This window comes from Parabacteroides goldsteinii (genome assembly GCF_020091425.1).
Taxonomy (GTDB): domain Bacteria; phylum Bacteroidota; class Bacteroidia; order Bacteroidales; family Tannerellaceae; genus Parabacteroides; species Parabacteroides goldsteinii.
Map to the genome: position 1 here is coordinate 85,693 of NZ_CP081906.1, position 25,523 is coordinate 111,215.

25 protein-coding genes are annotated in these 25,523 nt (G+C 45.2%); 5 read left to right on the plus strand and 20 right to left on the minus strand.

The window, feature by feature from the left end; genetic code table 11:
* Positions 1-32: 32 nt before the first annotated feature.
* The 4 genes from K6V26_RS01135 to K6V26_RS01150 all read right to left on the minus strand — a co-directional run bounded on the left by K6V26_RS01135 (position 33) and on the right by K6V26_RS01150 (position 4,666).
* The gene (locus K6V26_RS01135) at positions 33-839 is read right to left on the minus strand and encodes a TrmH family RNA methyltransferase (protein WP_224264422.1); all 807 of its coding nucleotides are present in this window, start codon (positions 837-839) and stop codon (positions 33-35) included.
* 81 nt (positions 840-920) lie between these two features.
* Entirely contained in the window at positions 921-1,952 is a 1,032-nt protein-coding gene (locus tag K6V26_RS01140; RefSeq protein ID WP_224264423.1) for an alcohol dehydrogenase, read from the minus strand.
* Positions 1,953-2,078: 126 nt separating this feature from the next.
* A complete protein-coding gene (mnmE, locus tag K6V26_RS01145; RefSeq protein WP_224265888.1) occupies positions 2,079-3,470 on the minus strand; it encodes a tRNA uridine-5-carboxymethylaminomethyl(34) synthesis GTPase MnmE in 1,392 nt (463 codons plus the stop codon).
* A gap of 74 nt (positions 3,471-3,544) precedes the next feature.
* Positions 3,545-4,666 carry a DUF362 domain-containing protein gene (locus tag K6V26_RS01150; protein ID WP_007654032.1) on the minus strand — a complete coding sequence of 374 codons (1,122 nt, stop codon included), beginning with the start codon at positions 4,664-4,666 and terminating at the stop codon, positions 3,545-3,547.
* A gap of 79 nt (positions 4,667-4,745) precedes the next feature.
* Here K6V26_RS01150 and K6V26_RS01155 point away from each other — a divergent pair, with 79 nt between their 5' ends.
* Positions 4,746-5,930 (plus strand): AAA family ATPase, encoded by a 1,185-nt coding sequence (locus tag K6V26_RS01155; RefSeq protein WP_224264424.1) that lies wholly within the window; start codon positions 4,746-4,748, stop codon positions 5,928-5,930.
* A 23-nt stretch (positions 5,931-5,953) separates the two neighbouring features.
* On the plus strand, positions 5,954-6,700 hold the full coding sequence (locus tag K6V26_RS01160) for a nitroreductase family protein (protein ID WP_224264425.1): 747 nt from the start codon (positions 5,954-5,956) through the stop codon (positions 6,698-6,700).
* Here the strand turns inward: K6V26_RS01160 and rpiA are convergent.
* Genes rpiA through K6V26_RS01185 form a run of 5 tightly spaced genes read right to left on the minus strand, consistent with a single transcriptional unit; the run spans position 6,690 to position 11,220 of the window.
* Positions 6,690-7,385 (minus strand): ribose 5-phosphate isomerase A, encoded by a 696-nt coding sequence (gene rpiA, locus K6V26_RS01165; protein ID WP_224264426.1) that lies wholly within the window; start codon positions 7,383-7,385, stop codon positions 6,690-6,692. The two genes, K6V26_RS01160 and rpiA, sit on opposite strands and share 11 nt — an antisense overlap.
* A gap of 10 nt (positions 7,386-7,395) precedes the next feature.
* Entirely contained in the window at positions 7,396-8,265 is an 870-nt protein-coding gene (locus K6V26_RS01170; protein WP_224264427.1) for a nucleoside phosphorylase, read from the minus strand.
* A gap of 4 nt (positions 8,266-8,269) precedes the next feature.
* Positions 8,270-9,265, minus strand: coding sequence for a flotillin-like protein FloA (gene floA / locus K6V26_RS01175; RefSeq protein WP_007653914.1), 996 nt, complete (start codon positions 9,263-9,265; stop codon positions 8,270-8,272).
* Positions 9,266-9,275: 10 nt separating this feature from the next.
* Positions 9,276-9,764: an NfeD family protein gene (locus K6V26_RS01180; RefSeq protein WP_007653913.1), complete on the minus strand. Its 489-nt coding sequence runs from the start codon at positions 9,762-9,764 to the stop codon at positions 9,276-9,278.
* Between the two features lie 16 nt (positions 9,765-9,780).
* On the minus strand, positions 9,781-11,220 hold the full coding sequence (locus K6V26_RS01185; protein ID WP_046147732.1) for a tetratricopeptide repeat protein: 1,440 nt from the start codon (positions 11,218-11,220) through the stop codon (positions 9,781-9,783).
* A gap of 108 nt (positions 11,221-11,328) precedes the next feature.
* On the opposite strand from K6V26_RS01185, the gene K6V26_RS01190 reads away from it, so the two are divergent.
* Together K6V26_RS01190 and K6V26_RS01195 are read left to right on the plus strand one after the other, a co-directional pair.
* On the plus strand, positions 11,329-12,075 hold the full coding sequence (locus K6V26_RS01190; RefSeq protein ID WP_224264428.1) for a tRNA 2-thiocytidine biosynthesis TtcA family protein: 747 nt from the start codon (positions 11,329-11,331) through the stop codon (positions 12,073-12,075).
* A gap of 3 nt (positions 12,076-12,078) precedes the next feature.
* Positions 12,079-12,450, plus strand: coding sequence for a DMT family protein (locus K6V26_RS01195; RefSeq protein WP_007653908.1), 372 nt, complete (start codon positions 12,079-12,081; stop codon positions 12,448-12,450).
* A 796-nt stretch (positions 12,451-13,246) separates the two neighbouring features.
* Here K6V26_RS01195 and miaA read toward each other — a convergent pair.
* From miaA to K6V26_RS01245, 10 genes are all read right to left on the minus strand, one after another.
* Complete coding sequence (gene miaA / locus K6V26_RS01200; protein WP_224264429.1) at positions 13,247-14,152, minus strand: tRNA (adenosine(37)-N6)-dimethylallyltransferase MiaA; 906 nt, start codon at positions 14,150-14,152, stop codon at positions 13,247-13,249.
* A 3-nt stretch (positions 14,153-14,155) separates the two neighbouring features.
* The gene (locus K6V26_RS01205; RefSeq protein WP_007653904.1) at positions 14,156-14,716 is read right to left on the minus strand and encodes an IS1096 element passenger TnpR family protein; all 561 of its coding nucleotides are present in this window, start codon (positions 14,714-14,716) and stop codon (positions 14,156-14,158) included.
* 141 nt (positions 14,717-14,857) lie between these two features.
* Positions 14,858-15,643, minus strand: coding sequence for an acyl-ACP--UDP-N-acetylglucosamine O-acyltransferase (gene lpxA, locus K6V26_RS01210; protein WP_007653902.1), 786 nt, complete (start codon positions 15,641-15,643; stop codon positions 14,858-14,860).
* A gap of 18 nt (positions 15,644-15,661) precedes the next feature.
* Positions 15,662-17,047: a bifunctional UDP-3-O-[3-hydroxymyristoyl] N-acetylglucosamine deacetylase/3-hydroxyacyl-ACP dehydratase gene (locus K6V26_RS01215; RefSeq protein ID WP_007653900.1), complete on the minus strand. Its 1,386-nt coding sequence runs from the start codon at positions 17,045-17,047 to the stop codon at positions 15,662-15,664.
* An 11-nt stretch (positions 17,048-17,058) separates the two neighbouring features.
* Complete coding sequence (gene lpxD, locus K6V26_RS01220) at positions 17,059-18,099, minus strand: UDP-3-O-(3-hydroxymyristoyl)glucosamine N-acyltransferase (protein ID WP_007653898.1); 1,041 nt, start codon at positions 18,097-18,099, stop codon at positions 17,059-17,061.
* An 89-nt stretch (positions 18,100-18,188) separates the two neighbouring features.
* Positions 18,189-19,031 carry an orotidine-5'-phosphate decarboxylase gene (pyrF, locus tag K6V26_RS01225; RefSeq protein WP_128133668.1) on the minus strand — a complete coding sequence of 281 codons (843 nt, stop codon included), beginning with the start codon at positions 19,029-19,031 and terminating at the stop codon, positions 18,189-18,191.
* Positions 19,032-19,058: 27 nt separating this feature from the next.
* Complete coding sequence (gene prfA, locus K6V26_RS01230; protein ID WP_007653895.1) at positions 19,059-20,168, minus strand: peptide chain release factor 1; 1,110 nt, start codon at positions 20,166-20,168, stop codon at positions 19,059-19,061.
* Between the two features lie 8 nt (positions 20,169-20,176).
* Complete coding sequence (locus K6V26_RS01235) at positions 20,177-21,343, minus strand: AIR synthase related protein (protein WP_195585911.1); 1,167 nt, start codon at positions 21,341-21,343, stop codon at positions 20,177-20,179.
* A 45-nt stretch (positions 21,344-21,388) separates the two neighbouring features.
* The gene (locus K6V26_RS01240) at positions 21,389-22,294 is read right to left on the minus strand and encodes a glucosaminidase domain-containing protein (protein ID WP_122328915.1); all 906 of its coding nucleotides are present in this window, start codon (positions 22,292-22,294) and stop codon (positions 21,389-21,391) included.
* An 84-nt stretch (positions 22,295-22,378) separates the two neighbouring features.
* Positions 22,379-23,110, minus strand: coding sequence for a class I SAM-dependent methyltransferase (locus K6V26_RS01245; RefSeq protein ID WP_224264430.1), 732 nt, complete (start codon positions 23,108-23,110; stop codon positions 22,379-22,381).
* A gap of 78 nt (positions 23,111-23,188) precedes the next feature.
* Here K6V26_RS01245 and K6V26_RS01250 point away from each other — a divergent pair, with 78 nt between their 5' ends.
* The gene (locus tag K6V26_RS01250; RefSeq protein WP_224264431.1) at positions 23,189-23,671 is read left to right on the plus strand and encodes a cytidine deaminase; all 483 of its coding nucleotides are present in this window, start codon (positions 23,189-23,191) and stop codon (positions 23,669-23,671) included.
* An 84-nt stretch (positions 23,672-23,755) separates the two neighbouring features.
* On the opposite strand, the gene K6V26_RS01255 is transcribed toward K6V26_RS01250, so the two are convergent.
* On the minus strand, positions 23,756-25,504 hold the full coding sequence (locus K6V26_RS01255) for a phospho-sugar mutase (RefSeq protein WP_224264432.1): 1,749 nt from the start codon (positions 25,502-25,504) through the stop codon (positions 23,756-23,758).
* Positions 25,505-25,523: the final 19 nt, after the last annotated feature.

Here is a 25,523-nt window from a genome sequence, read left to right on the forward strand (position 1 = left end):
CGTAGTTGGATGAATTATTTAAGTTTGTGTGACTATATTCGTGGAGCACGAAGCTGCCAGAAAGCTACGGCAGCCGCAGCGGCTACGTTGAGTGAATCGACACCGGACGACATAGGGATACGGACTACGTAGTCGGCTTCAGCAATTGTTTCCGGTGGAAGTCCGTCTCCCTCGGTACCCATTACGATAGCCAGCTGGGGTTCGGTTGCCAGGACCGGATCATCAATGGAAATAGAGTTGTCCGTGAGCGCCATGGCTACAGTACGAAATCCCAACTTGCCCAAGTCACTGAGAGAACCATCCATCCAGGTCCATGGTACAAGAAAGACTGTTCCCATCGATACTCTGACCGCACGGCGGTTCAACGGGTCACAAGAGTTACGCGTCAGTAATACGGCATCGATTCCAAAGGCAGCTGCCGAACGGAAAATGGCACCGATATTGGTTGTATCAACAACTCCGTCGATAACGACGATGCGTCGGGCTTCCCGGCATACCTCTTCCATGCTGCGTATCGCAGGGCGACGCATGGCACAAAGAACACCTCGTGTCAGAACATAGCCGGTCAATGTAGCAAGTAGTTCTCTGCTACCCGTATAGACAGGCAGATTACCACAACGTTCAATGATCTCGGAAGCATCCCCTGTGATATGTTTATGCTCACACAAAATGGCTAAAGGTTCAAAGCCTGCGTCCAAAGCTCTTGTGATAACCTTTGGACTTTCTACGATAAAAATACCCTTGTCAGGTTCGATACGGTTGCGCAATTGAGCTTCGGTGAGGGTACAGAACATTTCAACACCAGGATGAGATAAAGAGGATATTTCGATAACAGGCATATTCTTATTTATAACTTTCGGTTAGACATACAATCGTTTTATTCATATAACAGGTCGTTTTAACAGGCATTAAACAAGTCTTTAATAAATAGCGACTTTGATGACACCGTCCAGTTTGTTTTCAAAAACACGATATGCCTCCTCTATCTCGTTCAACGGAAAGCGGTGGGTGATAAGAGGAGTGGTATCTATCTTACCTTCCTCAATCAGTCTGAGAATCTCTGCACAGTCACAGCCGTCCACTCCACCTGTTTTGAAAATCAAATTCTTACCATACATATCAGGTAAAGGGAAAAGCAGAGGTTTGTCGTAAAGAGCCACAATGGTGACTATCGCATTGGGACGAGCGCACTCCCATGCCATCCGGAAGCTATCTTCAGTTCCCGCCACTTCCAGAACCACATCTGCTCCGCCGTGATCACTGTTTTTGAGTACAAACTCTTTGCAGTTATCAGGTGTCGTTATCCGTACCTCGGGATAATGTTCACGGACAAACTGAATCCTCTCGGGAGACTTTTCACAGACAATGATACGCTTCGGATTCTTCAGCATCGAGCAGAGCAAAGTGCAAATACCGGTAGGGCCGGCACCAATGATGAGGACAGTGTCTTTCTCTGTAATCTCTGAGATACGAGTTGCCCAGAAACCAGTGGCAAGTACATCACCGACAAACAGAGCCTGTTCATCACTGACCGTATCGGGGATACGATTCAGTCCTTGATCGGCATAGGGTACTCTGACATATTCCGCCTGCCCGCCGTCGATACGGCAACCTAAGGCCCAACCGCCGTTGGGGTCGGTACAGTTATTGACATATCCGTGGTGACAAAAGAAACATTCTCCGCAGAAAGTCTCGACATTCACAGTCACTCTGTCGCCGGGTCTGACTGATGTGACATCAGTTCCCACTTCTTCCACGACACCTACCATCTCATGTCCGACTGTTGTTCCGGGTACTGCACGCGGTACACTACCGTGCTTGATATGCAGGTCGCTGGTGCAGATGCTGCCAAGAGTCACACGTACGATTGCATCCCGTGTATCCGTAATTTTTGGTTCCGGTTTGTCTTGTAATTCAAATTTACCTTGTTCAATATATGTGTATGCAAGCATAATATTCTCTTTGTTAATTAATCGATTCTATCTACCGCAAAGATAGTGATTTCATCAACTGCAATCATGTGTTTCGAATGCCTTAATAATTATTGGTGATATATGGAAATCGTTGGAAATTAATACCTACTTCCCGATGCAAAACTTCCCGAAAATATTCCCTAAAATCTCATCATTACTAATCTGTCCCGTAATTTCGCCCAAATAATGCATGCATTCCCTGATATCTTGGCTCAGAAAATCCCCGGAGATATTCATTTCCAGGCCGTTGATTACACGGAGGATGGCTTCGTGGGCTTTTGTTAGGGCTTCGTAGTGGCGGATGTTTGTGACGATGACGTCGTTTTGAGATACTTCGGGTAAAGCGGCGGCCTGGATCAGATGCTGCTTGAGTACTTCGGTATTTTCCTGTTGTTTGGCGGAAATGTATATGCGGTCAGCTGGAATATTGTTAAGCAATTGTTGCTTGAGCTCCAGTTCATCGGACGAAAGCAAGTCGGATTTGTTGAAAACAAGGATTACCTTTTTGTCTTCTGCTTTCGGGATAATCACTTTAGCCAGTTCTTCAATCTGTTCCGCCGGAGTGTTCAGGTCGATCACCCAAAGGACAATGGATGCCTGGCGGAGCTTTTGAAAAGTGCGTTCGATACCAAGGCTTTCAATGGTATCGTTGGTTTCGCGGATTCCGGCCGTGTCGATAAAGCGGAAAGTCACTCCTGATAGATTGATTGTATCTTCTATCACATCGCGGGTTGTTCCGTGGATGTCGGAAACGATGGCACGTTCCTCACCGACGAGTAAATTGAGTAAGGTTGATTTACCGGCATTTGTTTCTCCGATAATAGCAACCGGAATACCGTTTTTGATGGCGTTTCCGACACTGAATGAATCGGCCAGTTTGCGGATCAGTTGTTCGATGCCAGTTGCCAGTTGCTTCAGATTGGTGCGGTCGGCGAACTCGACGTCTTCTTCGCTGAAATCAAGCTCCAGCTCGATCAATGAAGTGAAATCGAGTAGTTGACTGCGCAGTTTGGTCAATTCATTACTGAAACCGCCACGCATCTGGTTAATAGCCAGTTTGTGCATACCGGCTGATGTGGATGCGATCAGGTCGGCTACAGCTTCCGCCTGGCTCAGGTCCATCTTTCCGTTCAGGAAAGCACGTTGTGTATATTCTCCGGGGAGTGCAGAACGGCATCCCTTTTCAATCAGTAGCTGAAGGATCTGTTGCTGGATATAAACCGAACCGTGACAAGTAATCTCGACAGTGTCTTCTCCTGTAAATGAATGAGGAGCGCGAAAGAGGGCGATAAGTACATCGTCGATCAACTCTTCCCCGCGGCGGATACTACCGTAGCGTAAGGTATAGGCTTTTTGGTTCTGAAGATTCTTTCCCTCGATCTTAGACGTGAAGATTGTGTCACAAATTGTTATAGCCTCAGTGCCGGATACACGAATAACAGCTACGCCTCCGGCTCCGGGGGCTGTCGATATGGCACAGATTGTTTCTTGATTAATCATATATTAGTTGACAGTTGACAGTTGACAGTTGACAGAGATACCAGTGACAAAACTGTCAACTGTCAGCTAAGTTATACGGTTATTAGTTCATATTCCTGAGTTCCCAGTCCGATTTTTTCGGCATGTTCCAGTCCGGCCTGCCAGTTGGTTTCCGGGTGCATGATGTGGAATTTGTCGCATCCTTCCAAATGGTCGTGATGAGGCGAATCCGAAAGGCGGTTGCCGGTCTCCAGGATCGGAGCGTTGATGACTATATCGGCACAGGCTTTATCCAAAGCTACCGGGTCGAATGATGCGGCGATACCCAGGTCGGGAACGATAGCGGCATCATTATGATTCCAGCAATCGCATTCGGGAGAGACATTCATGATAAAACTGATATGGAAATTCGGTTTATCGAGTAATACCGCTTTTGAATATTCGGCAATTTTATAGTTGAGCCGTTCCGATGTGTCTCCATCACCCATGACCGCTGCATCATATTGGCAAAGGGCAACACACTGGCCGCAACCGACACATTTCTCATAGTCGATTGTTGCTATTTTGCTGCCATCCAGGTGAATGGCGTCATGAGCGCAGTGTTTTACACAGATATTACAACTTTTACAGTTTTCGCGGGCTACGATCGGTTGGGAGGCAGAATGTAATTCCAGCTTACCTCCGACACTGGCGCAACCCATGCCCAGGTTTTTCAAAGCACCGCCGAAACCTGTCTGTTCATGTCCTTTGAAGTGGTTCATGGTCAATACAATATCTGCATCGACGATGGCAGCTCCGATCTTTGGTGCTTTACAATATTCACCGTTTATTTCTATTTCGCGGTAATCTGTCCCTTTTAGTCCGTCTGCGATAATCACTTCACATTTGGCTGAGATAGGGTTGAAACCATTTTCCATGGCGCTCTCCAGATGATCTACGGCATTCGAGCGGCGGCCGGAATATAATGTGTTGCAATCTGTAAGAAAGGGCTTTGCCCCTAATGAACGAAGCAAAGTAGCCATGCGGGCGGCATAATTGGGACGGATGTAAGCCAGGTTCCCCGGTTCTCCGAAATGAATCTTAATTGCTACAAACTGATTCTTAAAATCAATGTTTGTAATGCCGGCGCGCTTAACAAGACGCTCCATTTTATCCAGCAAGTTACTGGATGGAGTTGTGCGAAGATTAGTAAAGTAAACTTTTGATTTGTCCATTCTCTTATTGGTTTTTGTCATGCAAATTTACATGTTTATTTATCATAATGTATTACATTTGTATCAAATAGTTTAGTTTATGGACATATACCAAGTAAACCATCAGCAATTACTGAAGGGGATAAGATGCAATTTTCAGCGATATCTTTATAAACAGATACAGTGGGATGATCGTCTGATTGGAATTTTTGGCTCGCAAGGTGTCGGGAAAACAACCTTGTTGCTGCAACGGATAAAACAGGCTTTCGATGATTCGGATAAAGCCTTGTATTTGAATCTGGACAGCATTCTTTTTCAACGGGAAAAAATGGTCAACGTGGCTATGCAGTTCTATAAGGATGGAGGTACGCATCTGTTTTTGGACAGTGTGCACCGTTATGCCGATTGGATGGCGGAGACCAGGAAGTTGTTGGAACGTTGTCCGAATCTGAATATTGTTTTTGCTTCTTCTTCGTTACTTCCGGTTTCAAAAGTGAAGAAAGGATTTAAGAACCAAGTGTCTTGTTATACATTAGCAGCCATGTCGTTCCGGGAATATCTTTCTTATGAGTGTGTACTGGATTTGCCTCCGGTTTCTCTGGATGATTTGTTGGAAAACCATGTGGAAATATCGAGGAATGTGAACGATCAGATTGTCGTTGCCCCTATCTTCCGTAACTATCTGGAACATGGTTGTTATCCGTTTTATTGGGATGATCCGGATGCATTTCCATTTCGTTTGCAGGACCGGGTGAGAGAGATGGTCGATGTTGATCTGCCGCCTCTTTATCCATTGGAATATCGGGAATTGAAGGATATTAAAAGGCTAATGATGTCTATTTCCGGCCAGATACCCGATGTGGCTGACGTTGCCGACCTGGCTACTCAGTTGAAGTTGGAGCGGACGGATGTCAAGCGGTATTTTGATTATCTGACGGATGCGGTTTGCATAAGATATTACCAGTCCAAAAGGCAGGTCCAGAATCGTCTTCAAAAAACTTATATGGGCAATACCAATTTATTGATGGCTTTTGAAGAGGATGTGAATGACCGTGTGGTACTGGGAGAGACTTTCTTTGTCGATCAGTTATCGAATTTTGCGACCATTGAGTTGTTTGAGAATAATGACTTTCTGATAAACGACAAATATATTTTCATGGTTGGCGATCCGTTGATGGATTATGATCGGATCAAAGAGTTGGATAATGCTTTTGCCGCTATCTACGGTCAACCTAAAAGTCAGAACAACAAACTCCCGATCTGGTTGTTGGGACTTTGTTATTGATGGATTTCTTATTAAGTATAGATATGATAGATATAATGAAAAATCGTAGGACTATCCGCAAATATACAGAGCAGGATATTCCCGAAGAGTTGTTGAATGAATTGCTGGAAGTGGCAGCCCGTGCTTCCAATACCGGTAATATGCAGTTATACAGTGTGGTTGTTACCCGTGACCAGTCCAATAAGGAGAAACTGGCCCCGGCTCATTTTAATCAGCCAATGATTACGACGGCTCCGGTAGTGTTGACTTTCTGTGCCGATGCCAACCGTTTTGTGAAATGGGCGGAACAGCGGAAAGCGGAAGCCGGATTTGATAATTTGCAGACTTTCATTGCTTCTACAATTGATGCGATGCTGTTTGCACAGGCTTTCTGTGATGCGGCTGAAGAGAAAGGTTTGGGTATCTGCTATTTGGGGACGACTGCCTATAATGCTGATAAAATTATCGAAGCGTTGTCTTTACCCCGCCTCGTTGTGCCTATCGTTACTGTAACTGTCGGTTATCCGGCTATGCCGTTGCCGGAACAGATGGAACGACTCCCTTTGGCTGCCGTGGTTCATCAGGAGGCTTATGTAGATTATACTCCGGATATGATAGACGAATTATATGGTGAAAAGGAAGCACTGGAAGTCAATAAACAGTTTGTGAAAGAAAACAATAAGGAAACACTGGCACAGGTGTTTACCGATGTTCGTTATACGAAAAAGAATAATGAGTATTTCTCCGAAGTGCTGTTGAATGTCTTAAAAGACCAGGGATTTATGAAATGATGTTTACTTCATAGTGCATAAAAAGTCCGCTTTCTATCACACCTGTGATGGACTTGATTGCATTCTCCAGGTTGTCGGGTATATTGTCGAACCAGATATCGAGTATCAGGTTCCCGTTTTCGGTGATTATCGGACCGTCTTTGCCTTGTGCCATCCGGAGTTTTATATCAACCGGGCTTAATGACCGGAGAGCCTGGTCTGCATGTATCAATGCATCCGGAAAGATTTCTACCGGAACGGGGAAACGGGAACCTAGCTTCGAAACCATTTTGGAAGGATCAGCAATAATGAAGGTTTGCGGACTGGAACTAATCAATAGTTTTTCTTTGAACATGGCACCGCCACGTCCTTTGATCATATTATGGTTGGGATCGATTTCGTCCGCCCCGTCAAAAGTCCAGTTCGGTTTGTGTTCAAGCAGGCTTGTCAGGGGGATACCGAGTTTGGCACAAGTCATCTTTATCTCCTGAGAAGTAGGAATGGCATGGATATGTAACTGTTCGGTCCGGATACGATCGGCTATTTTTAAGAGTGCCAGATAAGCCGTTGATCCTGAACCTACGCCGATAATGTCGCCGTCTTTTACCATAGAGGCGATCTTGTCGGCTACTTTTTGTTTTTCTTCCCGGTTGGAAATCTCTTTACCCCATTCCAACGAATTGATGATTGTTTTCTCCCAGTCCATAATGTGTTGATCAGATGCGTTCTAATACTGTTTCAATCAATCCGGTTAATGAACCTTTATAATTGGTGTTCATGTTCTTGTCTACCCGGCCGGCAATGATGCAGCAGACTGTCATGGCGCGATGTCCCATCAAGGCGGCAAGACCGGCAAGCGAAGAACTTTCCATCTCGAAGTTCGTGATTTGTCTTCCATTATAATTGAATGCTTCAATCTTTTCATTCAATTTGGGGTCGGCGAGAGGCAGGCGGAGTTCACGGCCCTGCGGACCATAAAATCCGTTTGCGGCTATCGTCACGCCACGGATAATATCGTTTCCGGTGATTTGTTCGATCAGGGAATGATCGGCTGGTACGACATAAGGAGAAAGGCCGGAAAGTTTCCAGTCCAATTGTTCCTTCAAGGCGGCCTCAAAAGCAGTATCCCTGACACGTTCGGTGTTTGCATAGAAGTAAATGACACCGTCGAAACCGATAGATTTTTCAGCGGCAACGTACGTGCCGACAGGAACAAACGGTTGCAGACCTCCCGATGTCCCGACACGAACCAAAGTCAATTGTTTGAATGCCGGTTTTACGGTACGGGTAGAGAAGTCGATATTGGCCAGTGCATCCAGCTCGTTCAGTACAATATCTATATTGTCCGTTCCGATGCCGTGGGATACAACTGTGATACGCTTTTCTTTATAGGTACCGGTTATGGAGTGAAACTCCCGGCTGGACACTTCGCATTCTTGTGTGTCGAAGTAAGAAGCAACGGTTGAAACCCTGTCGGGGTCGCCTACCAGGACTACTCTGTCTGCCAGCTGTTCCGGCTTAAGATGCAGATGGAAGGCGCTTCCATCTGCATTTATAATTAATTCGGATTCGGGAATTACTCTCATCTGATTAGTCTTTAAGCGGTTTTGAAGGAGCACTGGTCGGTTTGGCTATTGCTTCACGCATAGATGTATCGGCATCAATGTTCTTCATCTTATAATAATCCATGATACCCAGGTTTCCGGAGCGGAAGGCTTCTGCCATTGCTTTCGGAACTTCTGCCTCTGCTTCGATCACTTTGGCGCGGGCTTCCTGAGCTTTTGCTTTCATTTCCTGTTCCAGGGCAACAGCCATTGCACGGCGTTCCTCGGCTTTAGCCTGGGCGATGTTCTTATCGGCCTGTGCCTGGTCCATCTGAAGGAATGCACCGATGTTCTTACCTATATCGATATCCGCGATATCGATGGACAGGATTTCAAATGCCGTACCGGCATCAAGACCCTTACGGAGTACCAGCTTAGAGATTGAGTCCGGGTTTTCCAATACCGTTTTATGGCTTTCGGACGAACCGATGGACGATACGATACCTTCACCGACACGGGCAAGGATAGTCTCTTCACCGGCACCACCGACCAACTGTTTGATGTTGGCACGAACGGTTACACGGGCTTTGGCAATCAACTGGATACCATCTTTTGCAACGGCAGTTACAGGAGGAGTATCGATCACTTTCGGGTTAACCGACATCTGAACGGCTTCGAATACGTCACGGCCTGCCAGGTCGATAGCAGTTGCCATCTGGAAAGGCAGGTCTATATTTGCTTTGGAGGCAGATACCAGTGCATGAACCACTTTCTCAACATGTCCGCCTGCCAGATAGTGTGCTTCCAGTTCATCACGGGTCAGCGACTTCAGACCGGCTTTGTGTGCTTCGATCATGGCACGGGCGATAACATAAGGAGGTACATTACGGATACGCATCAAAAACAACTGTATCAGCGAGATGTTTACACCCGATACTTTGGCCGAGATCCATAGCAGGAACGGCACATAGTAAAAGAAAATTGCCAGCAGCAATACCGCTGCACCCAGTAGGATAAAAGGCAAATAATTCAATTCTTCCATATAAATTTAATTAAGCGTGAATATCTGTTTGTTCTTTTCTCTTAACCAATACGTTATAACCGTCGACACGCAGTACTTCGACCGGCGTGTTTTCGTCTATCAATTCATCCATCGACTTCGCCTCGACGGTGATGCCCTTGATACGTGCTTTGCCGATAGGAGCAAGGCGTGAAAGGGTGATACCTTCGTCACCCGGTTCGATGCCCAGGTCACGGCTTGAAGTCAGTTTGGAGTCGACATCCGTTTTCAGGGCGACCTTGTTGAATGACCGGGCACGTAATAACCATACAAATGAGGCGGCAAAGGCTGTTAACGACAGGAACAATGTGATATGTCCGGCCGTTTCACCTACCGTATAGGCATAAATAACGCCTGATGCCGCGAAAAGAAATCCTCCGACACCGGCAATTGTTATTCCCGGCAAAAGGAATATTTCCAGCAGGATAAGCACGATGGCTACCAGCATCAAAAAGACAATAATGGTTATTTCCCAGATCATAATAGTCGCGGTTGAATTATCTGTTACTTTTTAAATAGTTTATCTCCGTATTACGAGCTTTCTTTTCCAACTCTTCAGGCTGGTCGAGCAGACTGTTTAATTGCTCTTCCGCTTCAAGAATTGCCGGTTTCAACTGTTCCTTCTTTGCACTGTTCCCGGAAGAATAGGAGGCTCTGAGGTCGGCCAGTTTATCATTCAGTTCTTTTATCTGTTTGTTCAGTGAGACAACTTTTCCATAGTAACTCTTTGCTTCCGGACTTTTGATATCGTCCAGTTTATAGTAAACCAGGCTGTTGTTTATCACGAACTCGAAATCTTTTTCGATTTTTGCTTCCCCGTAAGGTATTTCTTTATGGGCCAGTTCGACCAGATTGCTGTAGTCGCTTCCCGGTTTCCATGAGTCCTGAATGGAAGTGATGGCGGCACGGGCACGTTTCATTTCGATATCTTCACTTTCCACACGGCTGTGTTCATTGTTCGGGATGAACAGGTAAACGCATACTTTATCTTCGGGCTGGAAGCGGTCTGATACGAACCATCCCAACTCCTTGGTTTCATCATACACCATCATATAATCATTGAACGGAGAGTTGAAAGGCATGCTTAACTGCTCCGGTGCCAGATAAGTATCGGAGTTGATGTTGTAGCGCGTAACAAACAGGTCGTATCCGCCTAATGAACCGTTTCCTTTGGAGGCATAGTAGATGGTGACTCCGTCAGACAGAACAAAAGGATAATTGTCGTCATCGTTGCTGTTGATATTCATCGGTAACTGTTTTTCATCCCCCCATTTGTCCATTAATCTGGATTGGGTGAAAAGGCAGTAGCGGTCGTTGTCTGTTGCATGGGCATAATAAATCTTGTCACCCTTCTGGTTCATATAAACCGTTGAGGATACAGGTTCATTTGTCTGGAAGAAATCTTTGAAAGAAGTCAATGTGCCGCTTTCTTCGCTCAGTGTATAAGCTGCCAGAAAATCGTCTTTGTCGACAACGATACTGTCTATAATCTGTACATCTTCCGTCTTTTCCATCATCCGGTGGGCGTTCTCAGCCAGGCTGAGTTTTTCTTCGAATGCTTGTGTGTCCTGTTTCTTTTTAGTTAGCAGGTCGATGTATTCTTCCATCATTTCAGCCGCTTCATCAAAACGGTAGGTCTGATAATAAACATCCGACAGATAGCGATAAGCTTCCTGAACTTTGCGCTTGACTGCCACTTTCAGATGTTTTTCGGCACCGGCCAGATCTCCGGTCTCGTAACAACACACACCATACCAATGATTATAGGACGAGTTGCTGGGAGCTTGTTTCACCAGTTTCTCAAAGGCAGGTTTAGCTTCAGCGTATTGCCCTTCGTTGTATAGTTTTTTGGCCTGGTCCAGGCTCTGTGCCTGCAGGCTGCAGCAAAGAAATGTAATTCCAATTGTGTAAAACAGTTTTTTAGATAACCGGCTCATTGTCTCTTGTTATGATATAATTATACTGATTCAAAGATAATAATATTTTTAGTTAAGCGTACAATTCATTAGATAAATATCTATTTTTGTGCCCGATTTAGAGTAGATATGGCAAAGTTGACAGCAGAAGAACTCCTGTTCCGGAAAATAGAAGAGAAAGTGAAGAGGGCAATTTTCGAATATAGCCTGATCGCCAATGGTGACCGCATCCTGATCGGATTGTCGGGTGGAAAGGATTCGCTTGCCCTTGTCGACCTGCTGGGGCGTCGTTCAAAAATCTATAATCCCCGCTTTGAAGTGGTCGTGGCGCATGTGGTGATGATGAATATTCCTTATTGCTCGGATGCGGAGTACCTGAAAAGCTGTGCCGATGAACACGGATTGCCGTTTATCATTCACGAAACGAGTTTCGACGCTTCTACCGATACACGTAAGTCTCCTTGTTTTCTTTGTTCCTGGACACGGCGAAAGGCCTTGTTTGATATAGCCAAGAAGCATAATTGCAATAAGATCGCCCTGGGGCATCATCAGGATGATATTATCGAAACATTACTGATGAATATAACCCATCAGGGGGCTTTCGGGACTATGCCTCCGCGGTTGAAGATGGATAAGTTCGATATGGAGATCATTCGTCCGATGTGCCTGGTTGAAGAAAAAGAACTGGTCCGTATTGCCGAATGGAAAGGGTATCGTAAACAAATAAAGAACTGTCCGTATGAGTCCGGTTCCAGCCGTTCGGATATGAAAGAGGTCCTGGCCCGGCTCGAAGCTATAAATCCGGAAGCACGTTACAGCATCTGGAACAGTATGTCGAATGTACAACAGGATTATCTTCCTCAAAAAAATAAATAAGTTATGCAGGGTTTTTATACTATTCTGTTATTGGTCGTATCAAATATTTTTATGACGTGTGCCTGGTATGGTCACCTGAAAATGAAACAGCAGTTCAGTTGGTTCGAACATTTGCCGTTGATCGGTGTGATCTTATTCAGCTGGTTTTTAGCTTTCTTCGAATATTGTTTTCAAGTACCGGCAAACCGTATGGGATTCAGGGAGAATGGCGGACCGTTCAATCTGATCCAATTGAAAGTAATACAGGAGGTTATTACGCTTGTCGTATTCGTGGCTTTCAGTGCGATCGCCTTTAAAGGGGAATCGTTTAAATGGAATCATGCATTGGCTTGTTTGCTTTTGGTAGCGGCGGTATACCTGGTATTTAAGAAGTAAATAAGTAATCGGCGTACAATGAACCCACCTCGGGGATTCATTCATTGGATGAATGTATTTCTGAAGGTGGGTTCATTGTATGGGGAAGGTTCTTTTTTGACTATTACTTTTACTATATGGGTAGGGAGTTTTCCTGTCTTCTGAAGTTGGCGGAAAAGACTATTTCTGTATTCTTTACCGTTATTTTATTCATATTATAGTTGCTATTCCGTTAAATGCAGCAAATATCAGTGAATCAACTATGGGGTTAATTTTGAATTCAACTATCATACTATCATAATTTGATGTAATATGCGTATAATGAGTGTGTTATCCTATGACAGTTGTTGTTATTAACTATCATTTATCTATCATGCAACGATCATATTTACATTGTTTTAACTAAACTATCGTTCCTGTATCTATTAAAAAGCCTCTATCCCCAGTCTTTTTTGCCGAAATATATAGACTTATTTCATCGAAACAACTATTTATTGTTGTCAGGATGCCCGTTTTATCCTGTTTGACACCCGGATGTTGACGATGCTCAGACCCGGGTGTTGGCAACCTTGAGACCCGGGTCTCGAACAACATAAGTAATTACTTCCTTGAAAATAAGTCATGTACTTTAGCAAAAAAAGAAGCTTACACTGGACCTTTGGATAAGACTATGATAGTTGCCTGATAGTTATATGATAGTTAATAATAACAACTGTCATAGAGTAATAGTCTTGTAATTAGTGTCTTATGATTTTAAATGATAGTATGATAGTTGGTTTGATAAATCGTTTGAAGAAGGCATTCCATCCTCAACATGCTATTGTTTTTTTATTATCCCATCCAGATACCGTAATATTTCTGTTTCTTCGTCCGGATGAAACCATTTGATCTCTTCGTCCCGTTTAAACCAGGTCATTTGTTTGCGGGCATAGACACGGGAGTTGCGCCGTATTTTCTCTACGGCCAGGTCGAGCGGCCATTCTCCGTCGAAATAGTTGAACAGTTCTTTATAGCCGACCGTATTGAGGGAGTTCAGGTGGCGGAAAGGGTAGACTTTGCGCGCTTCTTCCAGCAGGCCGTCAGCCATCATCTGATCGACACGACGGTTGATGCGGTCACATAATTCTTCGCGGTCGCGTGTCAGTCCCACTTTGATGATTCTGAAAGGGCGTTCTTTCTTTATATTGGTGCGGAAAGAAGAATAAGGCTTTCCCGTCATCCGGCATATCTCGACAGCATGGATTACCCGTTTGTAGTTCATCCGGTCTACTTCTTCATAATGGACAGGGTCGGATTCTTTTAACTCCTGTAGGATATTTTCCAGTCCTTCACGCTCGAACTGGGCGTAAATAGCCTCACGTATATCGGGGGGGACGGTTGGAATATCATCAATGCCTTTACATACGGCGTCGATGTACATCATGGAACCGCCTGTCATTACAACGGTTGGAGTGGTACGGTGGAGTGTTTCCAGGAGGGAGATTACGTCTTCTTCAAAGTTACTGGCGCTGTAATAATCGGTCAGGTCCAGTGTCCCGACCATATAATGTTTTACTCTTGCCATTTGTTCGGCGGTGGGGGCTGCCGTTCCGATAGGCAGGTCTTTATAGAGCTGACGGGAGTCGGAGGAAATAATAGGCGAACCGAAATGTTCTGCTACGCGCAGGCTCAGTTCGGTCTTTCCGACTCCTGTCGGCCCGAGTAATATGACAAGGGAGTTCATCAATTAAAAACGCTCGTCGTCGTACGGGTTTTCCATCGGTACGTCGCCTAAACCTTCGAAACCGCCTTTGTCCAGTTCGTCGATGTCGTATTCTGAGTCACCGTAAAAGTCTTCGCCGATCTCTGTGCTTCCGTTTTTGGTTTCGAACTCATCGAAGTCGATCGTCTGGGCAGGTGCGACACCTATTGATTTGCTGACGATTGCTTTATCGAGATCTTTACCCGGCTCTATTTCGCGGAGCTCCATGAAGAAAGCACGTTCGGTCATATAGTCGAAAACGAACATAAGTTTCTGGTGTTCGTCTTCAAGCAATTCTTCCAGACGAGTTTCAGCCATTATATAGTTATCCACTTCCGAAGTGGTGTCCATTTCAACTAATGTAATTTCCGTATTTTTGCTCCAATCGTCGTCACAAATAAAGAAAGAGCACATCTGATCTTTCGTGTAGCCAACCGACTCAAGGATGGCGTCGTGCAGATCAAGGAAAGTTGCTTCCGCATCAATCTTGATTTCGCGTTTGAAGTCATCTACTTCATCTGATAGAATGAGGAATCTAAATACCATAGTCTTTTTAGTTTTTTGTTGGTTCAAAAGTAGTAAAATAAAAATAATGTGCCAATAAAATAATATGCCAATATGCCAATAAAAATACTATCTGTTGATATTTTCATTGGCGTATTGGCATATTGCCTGATTAGCACATTCTTATTCGTCGATCGAACCTCTTACGATACCACGTTCGGAAGTCTTGATAAAGTTGAGTATCAAGTCTCTTTCTTCGCTGGCTTCGTATTCGGTCTCGATAGCCTTGATGGCTTCCGTATTATTCAGGCCACGGGTATATAACGTACGGTAGATATCCTGTATCAGGAATACCTGCTGGTTGGTGAACCCACGGCGGCGCAATCCTACGATATTGATGCCACAGTAAACAATCGGGTCGCGGCCGATCAACGTATAAGGCGGAATATCTTTACCGATACGGGAACCGCCCTGCACCATCACATGTTTCGATATGCGGGTAAACTGGTGAACCAGGCTGCCGCCGCTGACAATAGCAAAATCGTCAATCTCCACTTCTCCGGCTATCTGGGATGCGTTCCCGAGGATAATATGATCTTTCAGCACGCAATCGTGTGCGATATGGGAATATGCCATAATCAGGCAATCGCTTCCGACTATGGTCTTTCCCTTTGATGCTGTTCCCCGGTTGATCGTGACACACTCGCGGATCGTCGTATTTTTTCCGATTTCAGCGGTGGTCTGCTCTCCTTTGAACTTGAGATCCTGTGGAATACCGGCAATTACAGCTCCCGGGAAGATGGAACAGTTGTCTCCGATCCTTGCCCCGTCGAGAATGACTGCATGTGAATAAATATGACAATTGTCGCCTATTACTACATCCTTTTCAATCACTGCAAAAGGATCTATCGTTACATTCTGGCCGATCTTTGCTTCGGGATGAACGACTGCTAAAGGGGATTGATTCATTGCCTTCTTCTGTTATTATTATTTGTTTTTAATGATCTGAGCCATAAATTCAGCTTCGCAAACCAGCTTGTCGCCAACGAAGATATAACCTTTCATCGTGGAAATACCACGGCGGATAGGAGCCAGCAGTTCCAGACGTAGGATCAGTGTATCTCCCGGTACTACTTTTTGGCGGAATTTAACGCCATCGATCTTCATGAAATAAGTTGAATAGCGTTCCGGTTCGTCTACTGAATTCAGAACGAGCAAACCACCGGTCTGTGCCATCGCTTCAACCAGCAATACACCCGGTGTAACAGGTTCCTGCGGGAAGTGTCCGGTAAAGAACGGTTCGTTTGTCGTGATATTTTTTATTCCGACGATATAGTTACCGCCTATTTCGATGATCTTGTCGACCAGCAGGAAGGGGTAACGGTGGGGAAGCAACTCGCGGATACGGTTGATGTCCATGATCGGAGCTGCGTTCGGATCGTAAATCGGAGCTTGTACTTCGTTTAATTTGATGTCCTTGCGGATCATGCGGGCCAACTGGTTGTTGATCTTATGTCCGGGGCGGGTTGCGATGATGCGTCCGCGGATAGGCTTACCGATCAGTGCCAGGTCGCCCAGTACGTCAATCAGTTTATGGCGTGCCGGTTCGTTGTCGAATACCAGCGGTTTGTTGTTGATGTAACCCAGGTCGCATACGTCTTTGTGGGGTATGCCGACTTCGTCTGCCAGTTTGTCAAGTGTTTCCTGCGGCATTTTCTGGTCGTAGATAACAATTGCATTGTCCAGGTCACCGCCTTTGATCAGGTTGTTCTGGCGGAGCATTTCCACTTCGCGAACGAATACAAACGTACGGGAAGCGGCAATTTCTTCGGGAAACTCGCTCAGATCGTTCATAGTGGCGAACTGATTGGATAAAACGGGCGAATCGAAGGAGATCAGCACATTCACACTGAACTTCTCGTCCGGGAGGATGATCAGTGAAGAACCTGTTTCTTCGTCTTTTACTTCGATCTTATGTTTTACGATATAAAAATCTTTCGGAGCGTTCTGTTCAACGATTCCTGCTTTCCGGATCTCTTCAGAGAAGAAACGTGAGCTACCGTCCAGAATCGGAAACTCGGGAGCGTTCACTTCAATCAGGCAGTTGTCGATTTCGTAGGCATATAATGCTGCCATTGCGTGTTCAACTGTGCTGATCTGGATGCCGTTCTTTGATAAAACGGTACCTCTTTGTGTACTGGCTACGTTTTCTGCCAACGCATCAATAACAGGTTGTCCTTCCAGGTCAACACGTTTAATTTTGTATCCGTGGTTTTCCGGTGCCGGATTGAACGTGATCTGTATGTCCAGTCCGGTATGCAAGCCTTTACCTTGCATCGAGAAACTCTTGGCTAGCGTCTTTTGTTTCTGCATACGTATATTAATTATTTATTGATTTCCTTTTTTAATTGTTCGATCTCGCGTTGCAACTGTCCCAGTGTACGGTACATATCGGGCAAGCGGTTGAATACGGCACTTGAACGCATGAAGTTTTTCGCGTCTATAGCCGGAGCACCCAATACAGTCTTAGCTTCCTTAATGTCGCTGATCACACCGGATTGTGCTCCGAATACGACGCCGTCGGCAATATGGATATGTCCGGCCAGTCCTACCTGTCCGCCAAACATACAATGGCTGCCGATCTTGACTGAACCGGCGATACCTACCTGGGCTGCCATTACAGTGTTTTCTCCGACTTCTACGTTATGGGCGATCTGCACCAGGTTATCCAGTTTCACACCGCGGCGGATGATGGTTGATCCCATCACGGCACGGTCGATCGTGGTATTGGCCCCGATCTCGACATTGTCTTCCAATACAACATTCCCTAGTTGCGGGATCTTTTTATAATTCTCTCCTTCGGGAGCAAAACCGAAACCGTCCGAACCGATCACAGAACCGGCATGGAGGATACAATTATTTCCGATTTTACATCCGTTATAGATGGTTGTATGCGGATAAAGAATGCAGTTATCTCCGATAGTCACGCCATCACCGATGTATGCGTTGGGATATATCTGGCAGTTCTTACCCAGCTTTACCTGTTCTCCGATATAGGCAAAGTTGCCGACAAAGCAATCTTCTCCCATTGTCGCAGAGGCTGCAATGAAAGCTGCCGAAGAAATACCGGCTTTTTTAGGTTTAGACTGTTCTACCAGGTTGAGTAACATGGCAAGAGCAGAATATGCATTTTCAACTTTCACTAAAGTAGCGGTGATCTGTTCAGCCGGAGAAAAGTCGTTATTCACCAGAACAATGCTTGCTTCTGTATTATAGATATAATGTTCGTACTTGGGATTAGCCAGAAACGTTAGTGTTCCGGGTTGTCCTTCCTCTATTTTTGAGAAGTTGCTAACTTTCACTTCCGGGTTGCCATCAACGGTTCCACCAAGAAAGTCCGCTATTTGTTGGGCTGATAACTCCATTACTTATTTTGTTATATTGTATTTTGAATTGAGACTGCTCCACTAAGAACAAAGCAGTTTGCAAAAATGGTGAAAAATATTGGGATAGCCTATGCTTTGCAGGGAATAATTCCCTTATCATGCAGATATCCTGCCATTTCACGTTGCACAGCCTGTGCTGCTTCGCGGGCAAATGAGGCAAAATTCTCAGATTTATCTACGTAAATGATCGCACGTGAAGAGTTAACAAGCAAACCGCACTGATCGTTCATTCCGTATTGAGCCACTTCCTGCAAGCTGCCACCCTGTGCTCCGACACCCGGAACCAACAGGAAGTGGTTGGGAGCATATTTACGGATGTCCAGGAACATTTTTCCCTGAGTTGCACCGACAACGTACATCATCTGTTCGTCGGTAGCCCAGTCCTGCGATTTCTTCAATACTTTTTCAAACAGACGTTCGCCGTTGGCATCTTCCGTCATCTGGAAATCCTGTGAGCCTTTGTTTGAAGTCAATGCCAGCAGGATTACCCATGCTTCGGGATAGATCAGGAACGGTTTTACGCTGTCTTCACCCATGTAAGGAGCCACTGTGACGGCATCCACTTTGATATGGTCGAAGAAAGAGCGGGCATACATTTCGGAGGTGTTGCCGATATCGCCACGTTTCGCATCGGCGATAATGAACTGGTCCGGATAGTTTTCACGCAGGTAAGTAACAGTCTTTTCAAAGGCAAGCATACCTTTCACGCCCAAACTTTCGTAGAAAGCTAGGTTCGGTTTGTAAGCTACACAGTAATCGGCTGTAGCATCGATGATTGCCTTGTTGAAAGCGAAGATAGGATCTTCTTCAGAGAGTAAATGCTGCGGGATTTTTTTTATATCTGTATCCAATCCTACGCAAAGGAAAGATTGTTTCTTTTTAATGTTTTCGAATAATTGTTGCTTGTTCATCTTGTCTTGTGTCAAATAGTGAAATTGTTATAGTTCAGCTTCTTTCAGGCGTTCTGCATTTTCGGCAACGGTCAGTTGGTCGATGCAGGCTTGTATATCGCCGTCCATGAAAGCAGATAAATTATAGATCGTGTAGTTGATACGATGATCGGTGATACGTCCTTGCGGATAGTTGTATGTCCGGATCTTCGCGGATCGGTCGCCCGACGATACCATTGTCTTGCGTTTGTTGGCAATGTCGTCCAGGTATTTCTGATGTTCTTTGTCATAAATGAAAGAACGCAGGCGGGTAAGTGCGCGTTCCTTGTTCTTCGGCTGGTCGCGCGTCTCCGTACATTCGATCAGGATCTCTTCGCTCACACCGGTGTTCGGGTTCTTCCAGACGTATCTCAAACGTACACCCGATTCGACCTTGTTCACATTCTGGCCGCCGGCACCTCCCGAACGGAAAGTATCCCACTTAATTTCACCTTCATTAATTTCAACATCAAACTCGTCTGCTTCGGGGAGCACAGCCACGGTAGCTGCTGAGGTGTGTACACGTCCCTGAGTTTCAGTACTGGGTACACGCTGAACACGATGTACGCCCGATTCATATTTGAGCGTACCATATGCTTTCTCACCGCTAACGGTGAAAATAATTTCTTTATATCCGCCCGACGAACCTTCGCTGCAACTTGACAGGGCGACTTTCCAGCCTTTGGCTTCGCAGTATTTGATATACATGCGATAGAGGTCGCCGGCAAAAAGGGCGGCCTCGTCGCCTCCCGTTCCGCCACGAATTTCAACGATAGCATTCTTATCGTCTTCCGGATCGCTCGGAACAAGCAACAGCTTGATCTCTTCTTCCAGTTCCGGAATGCGGGCATTGCAGGCATCCAGCTCTTCGCGGGCAATCTCCCTCATTTCAGGATCCTGCTCGGTATCGAGCATCTGCCGTGCTTCATTTATACCATTTAATGTATTGACATATTCGTTTCGGGTAGTCACGATCTTCTCCAGATCGCGATACTCTTTATTGAGTTTTACAAACCGTTTCATATCGGCTATCACTGCCGGGTCGGTAATCAGTGTTCCGACTTCTTCAAAACGGCTTACTAATCCGTCCAGTCTTCCTAATAAATTATTATCAGCCATTTATCAGATTAATATACGAAGCGACCTTTTTCGCTTTCAATAATCAATTCATTCTTATCCGCCTCTTCCACGAAGCCTACGATTTGTGCATCAATGTTGAAGCTCTTGGCAATGCTGATCACTTCTTCAGCATGTTCGGGCGACAGATAGATCTCCATGCGGTGACCCATGTTGAACACTTTGTACATTTCGCTCCAGTCGGTTCCGCTCTGTTCCTGAATAATACGGAAAAGAGGAGGAACAGGGAACAGGTTGTTCTTTGTCACACGCTTGTTTTCTACGAAGTGCATTACTTTTGTTTGTGCTCCGCCTGAACAGTGTACCATTCCGTGTATCTGCGAACGCAGTTTATCCAACAATACTTTGATTACCGGAGCATAGGTACGAGTAGGGGAAAGCACCAGTTTACCGGCGTCGATACCCAGTTCTTCGATTTTGTCGGTCAGTTTCAGTCCGCCTGAATAAACCAGTTCATCGGGAACTGCTGCATCGTAGCTTTCGGGATATTGGGTTGCCAGATATTTGGCAAATACGTCGTGACGGGCAGAGGTCAGACCGTTGCTGCCTGTTCCGCCGTTATATTCTTTTTCGTAGGTAGCCTGTCCGTAAGATGCCATTCCGACAATTACGTCGCCCCCTTGTATATGACTGTTATCAACCACGTCTGCACGTTTCATGCGGCAAGTCACGGTGCTGTCGACGATGATCGTGCGAACCAGGTCGCCCACATCGGCCGTTTCGCCTCCGGTGGCATAGCAGCCTACACCCATTTCGCGCAGTTCTGCCAGCAGTTCGTCCGTTCCGTTAATAATGGCGGAGATCACTTCGCCGGGGATCAGCAGTTTGTTACGTCCGATAGTGGAAGAAACAAGTATATTGTCGACCGCACCTACACACAGCAGGTCGTCGATGTTCATGATCAGTGCATCCTGGGCAATACCTTTCCACACTGACAAGTCACCGGTTTCTTTCCAGTACATGTAAGCCAGAGATGATTTTGTTCCGGCTCCGTCAGCGTGCATAATGTTACAGTATTCAGGATCACCGCCTAATATATCAGGGATGATCTTACAAAATGCTTTAGGGAATATTCCCTTGTCGATGTTCTTTATTGCATTGTGAACATCTTCTTTTGAAGCGGATACACCGCGCAGGTTGTAACGTTGGTCACTCATTGTTTTTACATATTTGGCTGCAAAGATACTATTTTTTTATGTTACTTATCTAAGTTTAAGCACATCTCCTTCTTCAGGAACGTAATCTTTGTCTTTTTTATTCATCTTATACAGGCTCTTGATCTGTATTCCGTATTTCTGTGCGATGCTATGCATGGATTCTCCGACTTGTACAACATGGTCGTAATTAGGCTTATCGGCTTTTTTCTTTTTCTTTTCAATATAGACGATATCGCCTTTTTGCAACGGGAAATCTTCCGGTACTTCGTTGAACTTTTTCAGATCTTTTACAGGAAAGTCCAGATTCTGTGCGATTTGGTCGAAGCTGTCGTTCTCTTTGGCATAAACATACAGTAGACCGTAAGTTCTGTATATCGTATATTTGACGGTCGGGTATTTAAGTTTTTTCTTTTCCTGGCGTGTCAATTTGTGTACTTTCCCGGTATCATAACGGTAAAGTTCATAATCTTCAATTACTTTAATCAGTTTGTTGGCATATGCGCGGTCGGTTGCGTAACCGCATTTTTGCAGACCTCTGGCCCAACCCTTGTAATCAGTTATTTTTAATTGGAAAAGCCGGTCGTAACGCGAACGTTTCAAAAATTTGGAGTGATCTTCATATGAATCTTCCACCCGTTTGTATTTACGGAAACATTCTCCACGCAGGTCGTCGTCATGATAAACACGTCCGCCGCGCCAGTCGGAATGACATTTGATGCCGAAGTGGTTGTTTGAGCGGCGTGCCAGGTCGCTTTGTCCGGCTCCCGACTCCAGTAATCCCTGTGCCAGTGTGATACTGGCGGGAATTTTGTACTTCTTTTGTTGTTCTATAGCCAGAGCGCTGTATGTTTTTATATACTTTTCGTATGAAGGTATTTTGCGCTGGGTTGCTGCCTCCGCTAATGTCGCTATAAAAAATAAGAGGCAAAAAATCCGTATTGTCAGTTTCATAAAACGAGTTCCTAAAGTATTTATTTTCGCAAAGATAATGAAGCTGGATATATTATTCTTCTAAATAATCTATAAAATACTGGTTTATATCCTGCTAATTTTAGCCAGATAATCAAAATGTTCTCCTTCCCGTATCTTCTCCGCTTTGAACCCATTGTTTGCCGCATGCAGGCTGAGCGTCTGAAAATCTAAGTATAACCAGTCGAACCGGTCGCCCCTGATATTTTTATATTGCATGCGAAAATCCACTTCTCCGTAATAGTCATCATCAATATCTATGTCGAGATTGCCATCTTCATCTTCAAACAGGTAACGGAGGTCGGAAGAGTCCATCCATACACAACCTCCCGGGGCAAGCAGGCGTTTTAAAGTATGGAAGAAAATCGGGAGATTGGCTATCTTTCCGACAATCCCCGAACCGTTCATCAGCATCAGGATCGTATCGAAGCTGCCGCTAAACTGTTCGTTGAAGAAATTTTCCAGGCAGGCATCCTTTACGCCTCTTTTCTGCATGACCTCTACAGACAAAGGTGAGATGTCGATGGCTTTTACCGTCTTTCCCATTTCCTGTAATGCCAGCGAATGGCAGCCGCTTCCGGCACCGACATCGAGTATTTTGCCTTCGCTCATGCGGAGTGCTTCTTGTTCCAGTGCCGGCATTTCCGTAAAATTGCGGAATAACTGTTTCACCGGGATTTCATCTTCATCGAACATGGAAGAAAAAACGCGGAGTTTACTAGCTTTACCGTTCGCGAAATAATCTGCGATAGCGGCGCCCATCGGGTCTTTTTGGGGGGTGAGTAGGGGTATTTGCATATCCTGATTTGGAATTATTCGTATTTTATCGGACAAAGATACAAATTTACTATCTTTGTTTATCTAATCATCAGTCTTATGAAAGAAATCAAACTGGAAACAAAAATAACGGTTTATTCGCTGAACGAAGTTCCGGATGAGGAACTGCCTTTGGTTCATGCGGCTTTGAAGGCAACGGAACAATCATATGCTCCTTATTCAAAATTTCATGTTGGGGCGGCAGCGTTACTGGCTGACGGGACAATTGTGACGGGAAGTAACCAGGAGAATGCGGCTTACCCATCCGGCTTATGTGCGGAGCGGGTTACTTTGTTCCATGCCGGACATCAGTATCCCGATATTCCGGTAGTTGCCCTGGCGATTGCAGCGGCAACAGGAGGGAAACAGGTGGAAAGTATTTCGCCTTGCGGTGCTTGCCGGCAGGTACTGTTGGAAACAGAACAGCGATATGGTAAGCCTGTGAAAGTGTTACTTTGCGGAACAAAAGATGTGATGGTTGCTCCGAGTGCGGTATCGCTTTTACCGCTTTGTTTTGGAAAAGAAGATTTGAAATTGGAATGATACAATAAGTTCTGAATGTACGTAGTAAAAAAACGGGGCAAGAAGTCAAACCTCTTGTCCCGCTTTTTTTATTTAACTATCTGATCAGATACCCAAAGATGCTTTGATCTGGTTGATCTTTTCTTCGGCTGCTTTGTTTGCTTCCGGTAAATCTTCCAGGCTTTTTACTTTAGAATGAACTTCGCAGTAGAATTTAATCTTCGGCTCTGTTCCTGAAGGACGGATAGATATTTTCGTATTGTCTTCAGTGAAGTATTGAAGTACGTTGGAAGTTGTCGGCATATCCAGCGTGATCGTTTCGTTATCGATGTAGCTGTAACCTTTCAGTGATGCATAATCATAGAATAATGAAACTTTAGAACCGGCGATTTCCTGTAACGGGTTTTCGCGGAAGTTTTTCATCATCGCTTCGATTTCTTCTGCACCGCTCTTGCCTTTTTTCACAACAGAGATACCTTTTTCTTTAGAGAAGCCATATTGTACATAGATGTTCTGCAACAACTGGTACATGGTGATACCCTGATCTTTTGCCCATGCTGCGATTTCTGCCAGGATAGCACATGCGGAAACAGCATCTTTATCGCGAACGAAGTCTTCGCAAAGGAATCCGTAGCTTTCTTCACCGCCACCGATGTAGTTTTTCTTTCCTTCGTTTTTCTTCATTACATCGGCGATCCATTTGAAACCGGTGTAAACGTCGTATATTTCAACACCGTTGCGCTCAGCGATCGTACGGATCAGCTCGGTTGTAACGATTGTTTTTACGATATATTCTTTACCGTTTACCTTGCCTAATTCTTTCCAGCGGGTAATCAGGTAATAAACGAACATCAAAGCTGTCTGGTTACCGTTCAGCAATACCCATTCGCCTTCGTTGTTCTTAACAGCTGCTCCAACGCGGTCAGCATCCGGGTCGGAAGCCATAACCAGTTCGGCATCTGTTTCTTTCGCTTTCTCAACAGCCATAGCCAGTGCTGCCGGTTCTTCCGGATTCGGCGAAACAACTGTCGGGAAGTCGCCGCTTACAACATCCTGTTCCGGGACATGGATGATATTGGTGAATCCGAATGCTTTCAATGTAGCCGGAACAATCTCTACACCGGTACCGTGGATCGGAGTGTAAACGATTTTCATGTCATGGTGACGTTTGATCGCTTCCGGAGAAAGGGAAATAGTCGTCAAAGCGTCGATATACAAATTGTCGATTTCAGAACCGATGATTTCAATCAGGTCTTTATTGCCTTTGAACTTGATGTCGCTGGCATTGCGGATCTTGTTTACTTCGGCGATCGTGTTACGGTCGTGCGGAGCGATCATCTGTGCGCCGTCGTCCCAGTAAGCCTTGTAACCATTGTATTCTTTCGGGTTATGTGAAGCTGTCAGGATGATACCGCTCTGGCATCCCAGTTTACGGATAGCAAAAGACATTTCCGGTGTCGGGCGAAGGTCTTCGAACAGGTACACTTTTATACCGTTAGCAGAGAAGATATCTGCCGAGATTTCGGCAAACTTGCGGCTATTGTTACGGCAGTCATGGCCGATAACAACTTTGATCTGATCCAGATTGGCAAATTCCTTTTTCAGATAATTTGACAAACCCTGTGTAGCTGCACCGACAGTATAAATATTCATACGGTTGGTTCCTACACCCATGATACCTCTTAAACCTCCTGTACCAAATTCAAGGTCTTTGTAGAAAGATTCGATCAGTTCGGTCGGATCTTCGCTGTCTAATAATTCCTGAACTTTTGCTTTTGTTTCGGCATCATAACTTTTGGTAAGCCAGCTTTGCGCTTTACTTCTTACCATTTCTAGCAGTTCGTTGTTTTCCATACCCAAATATCTTGCATTT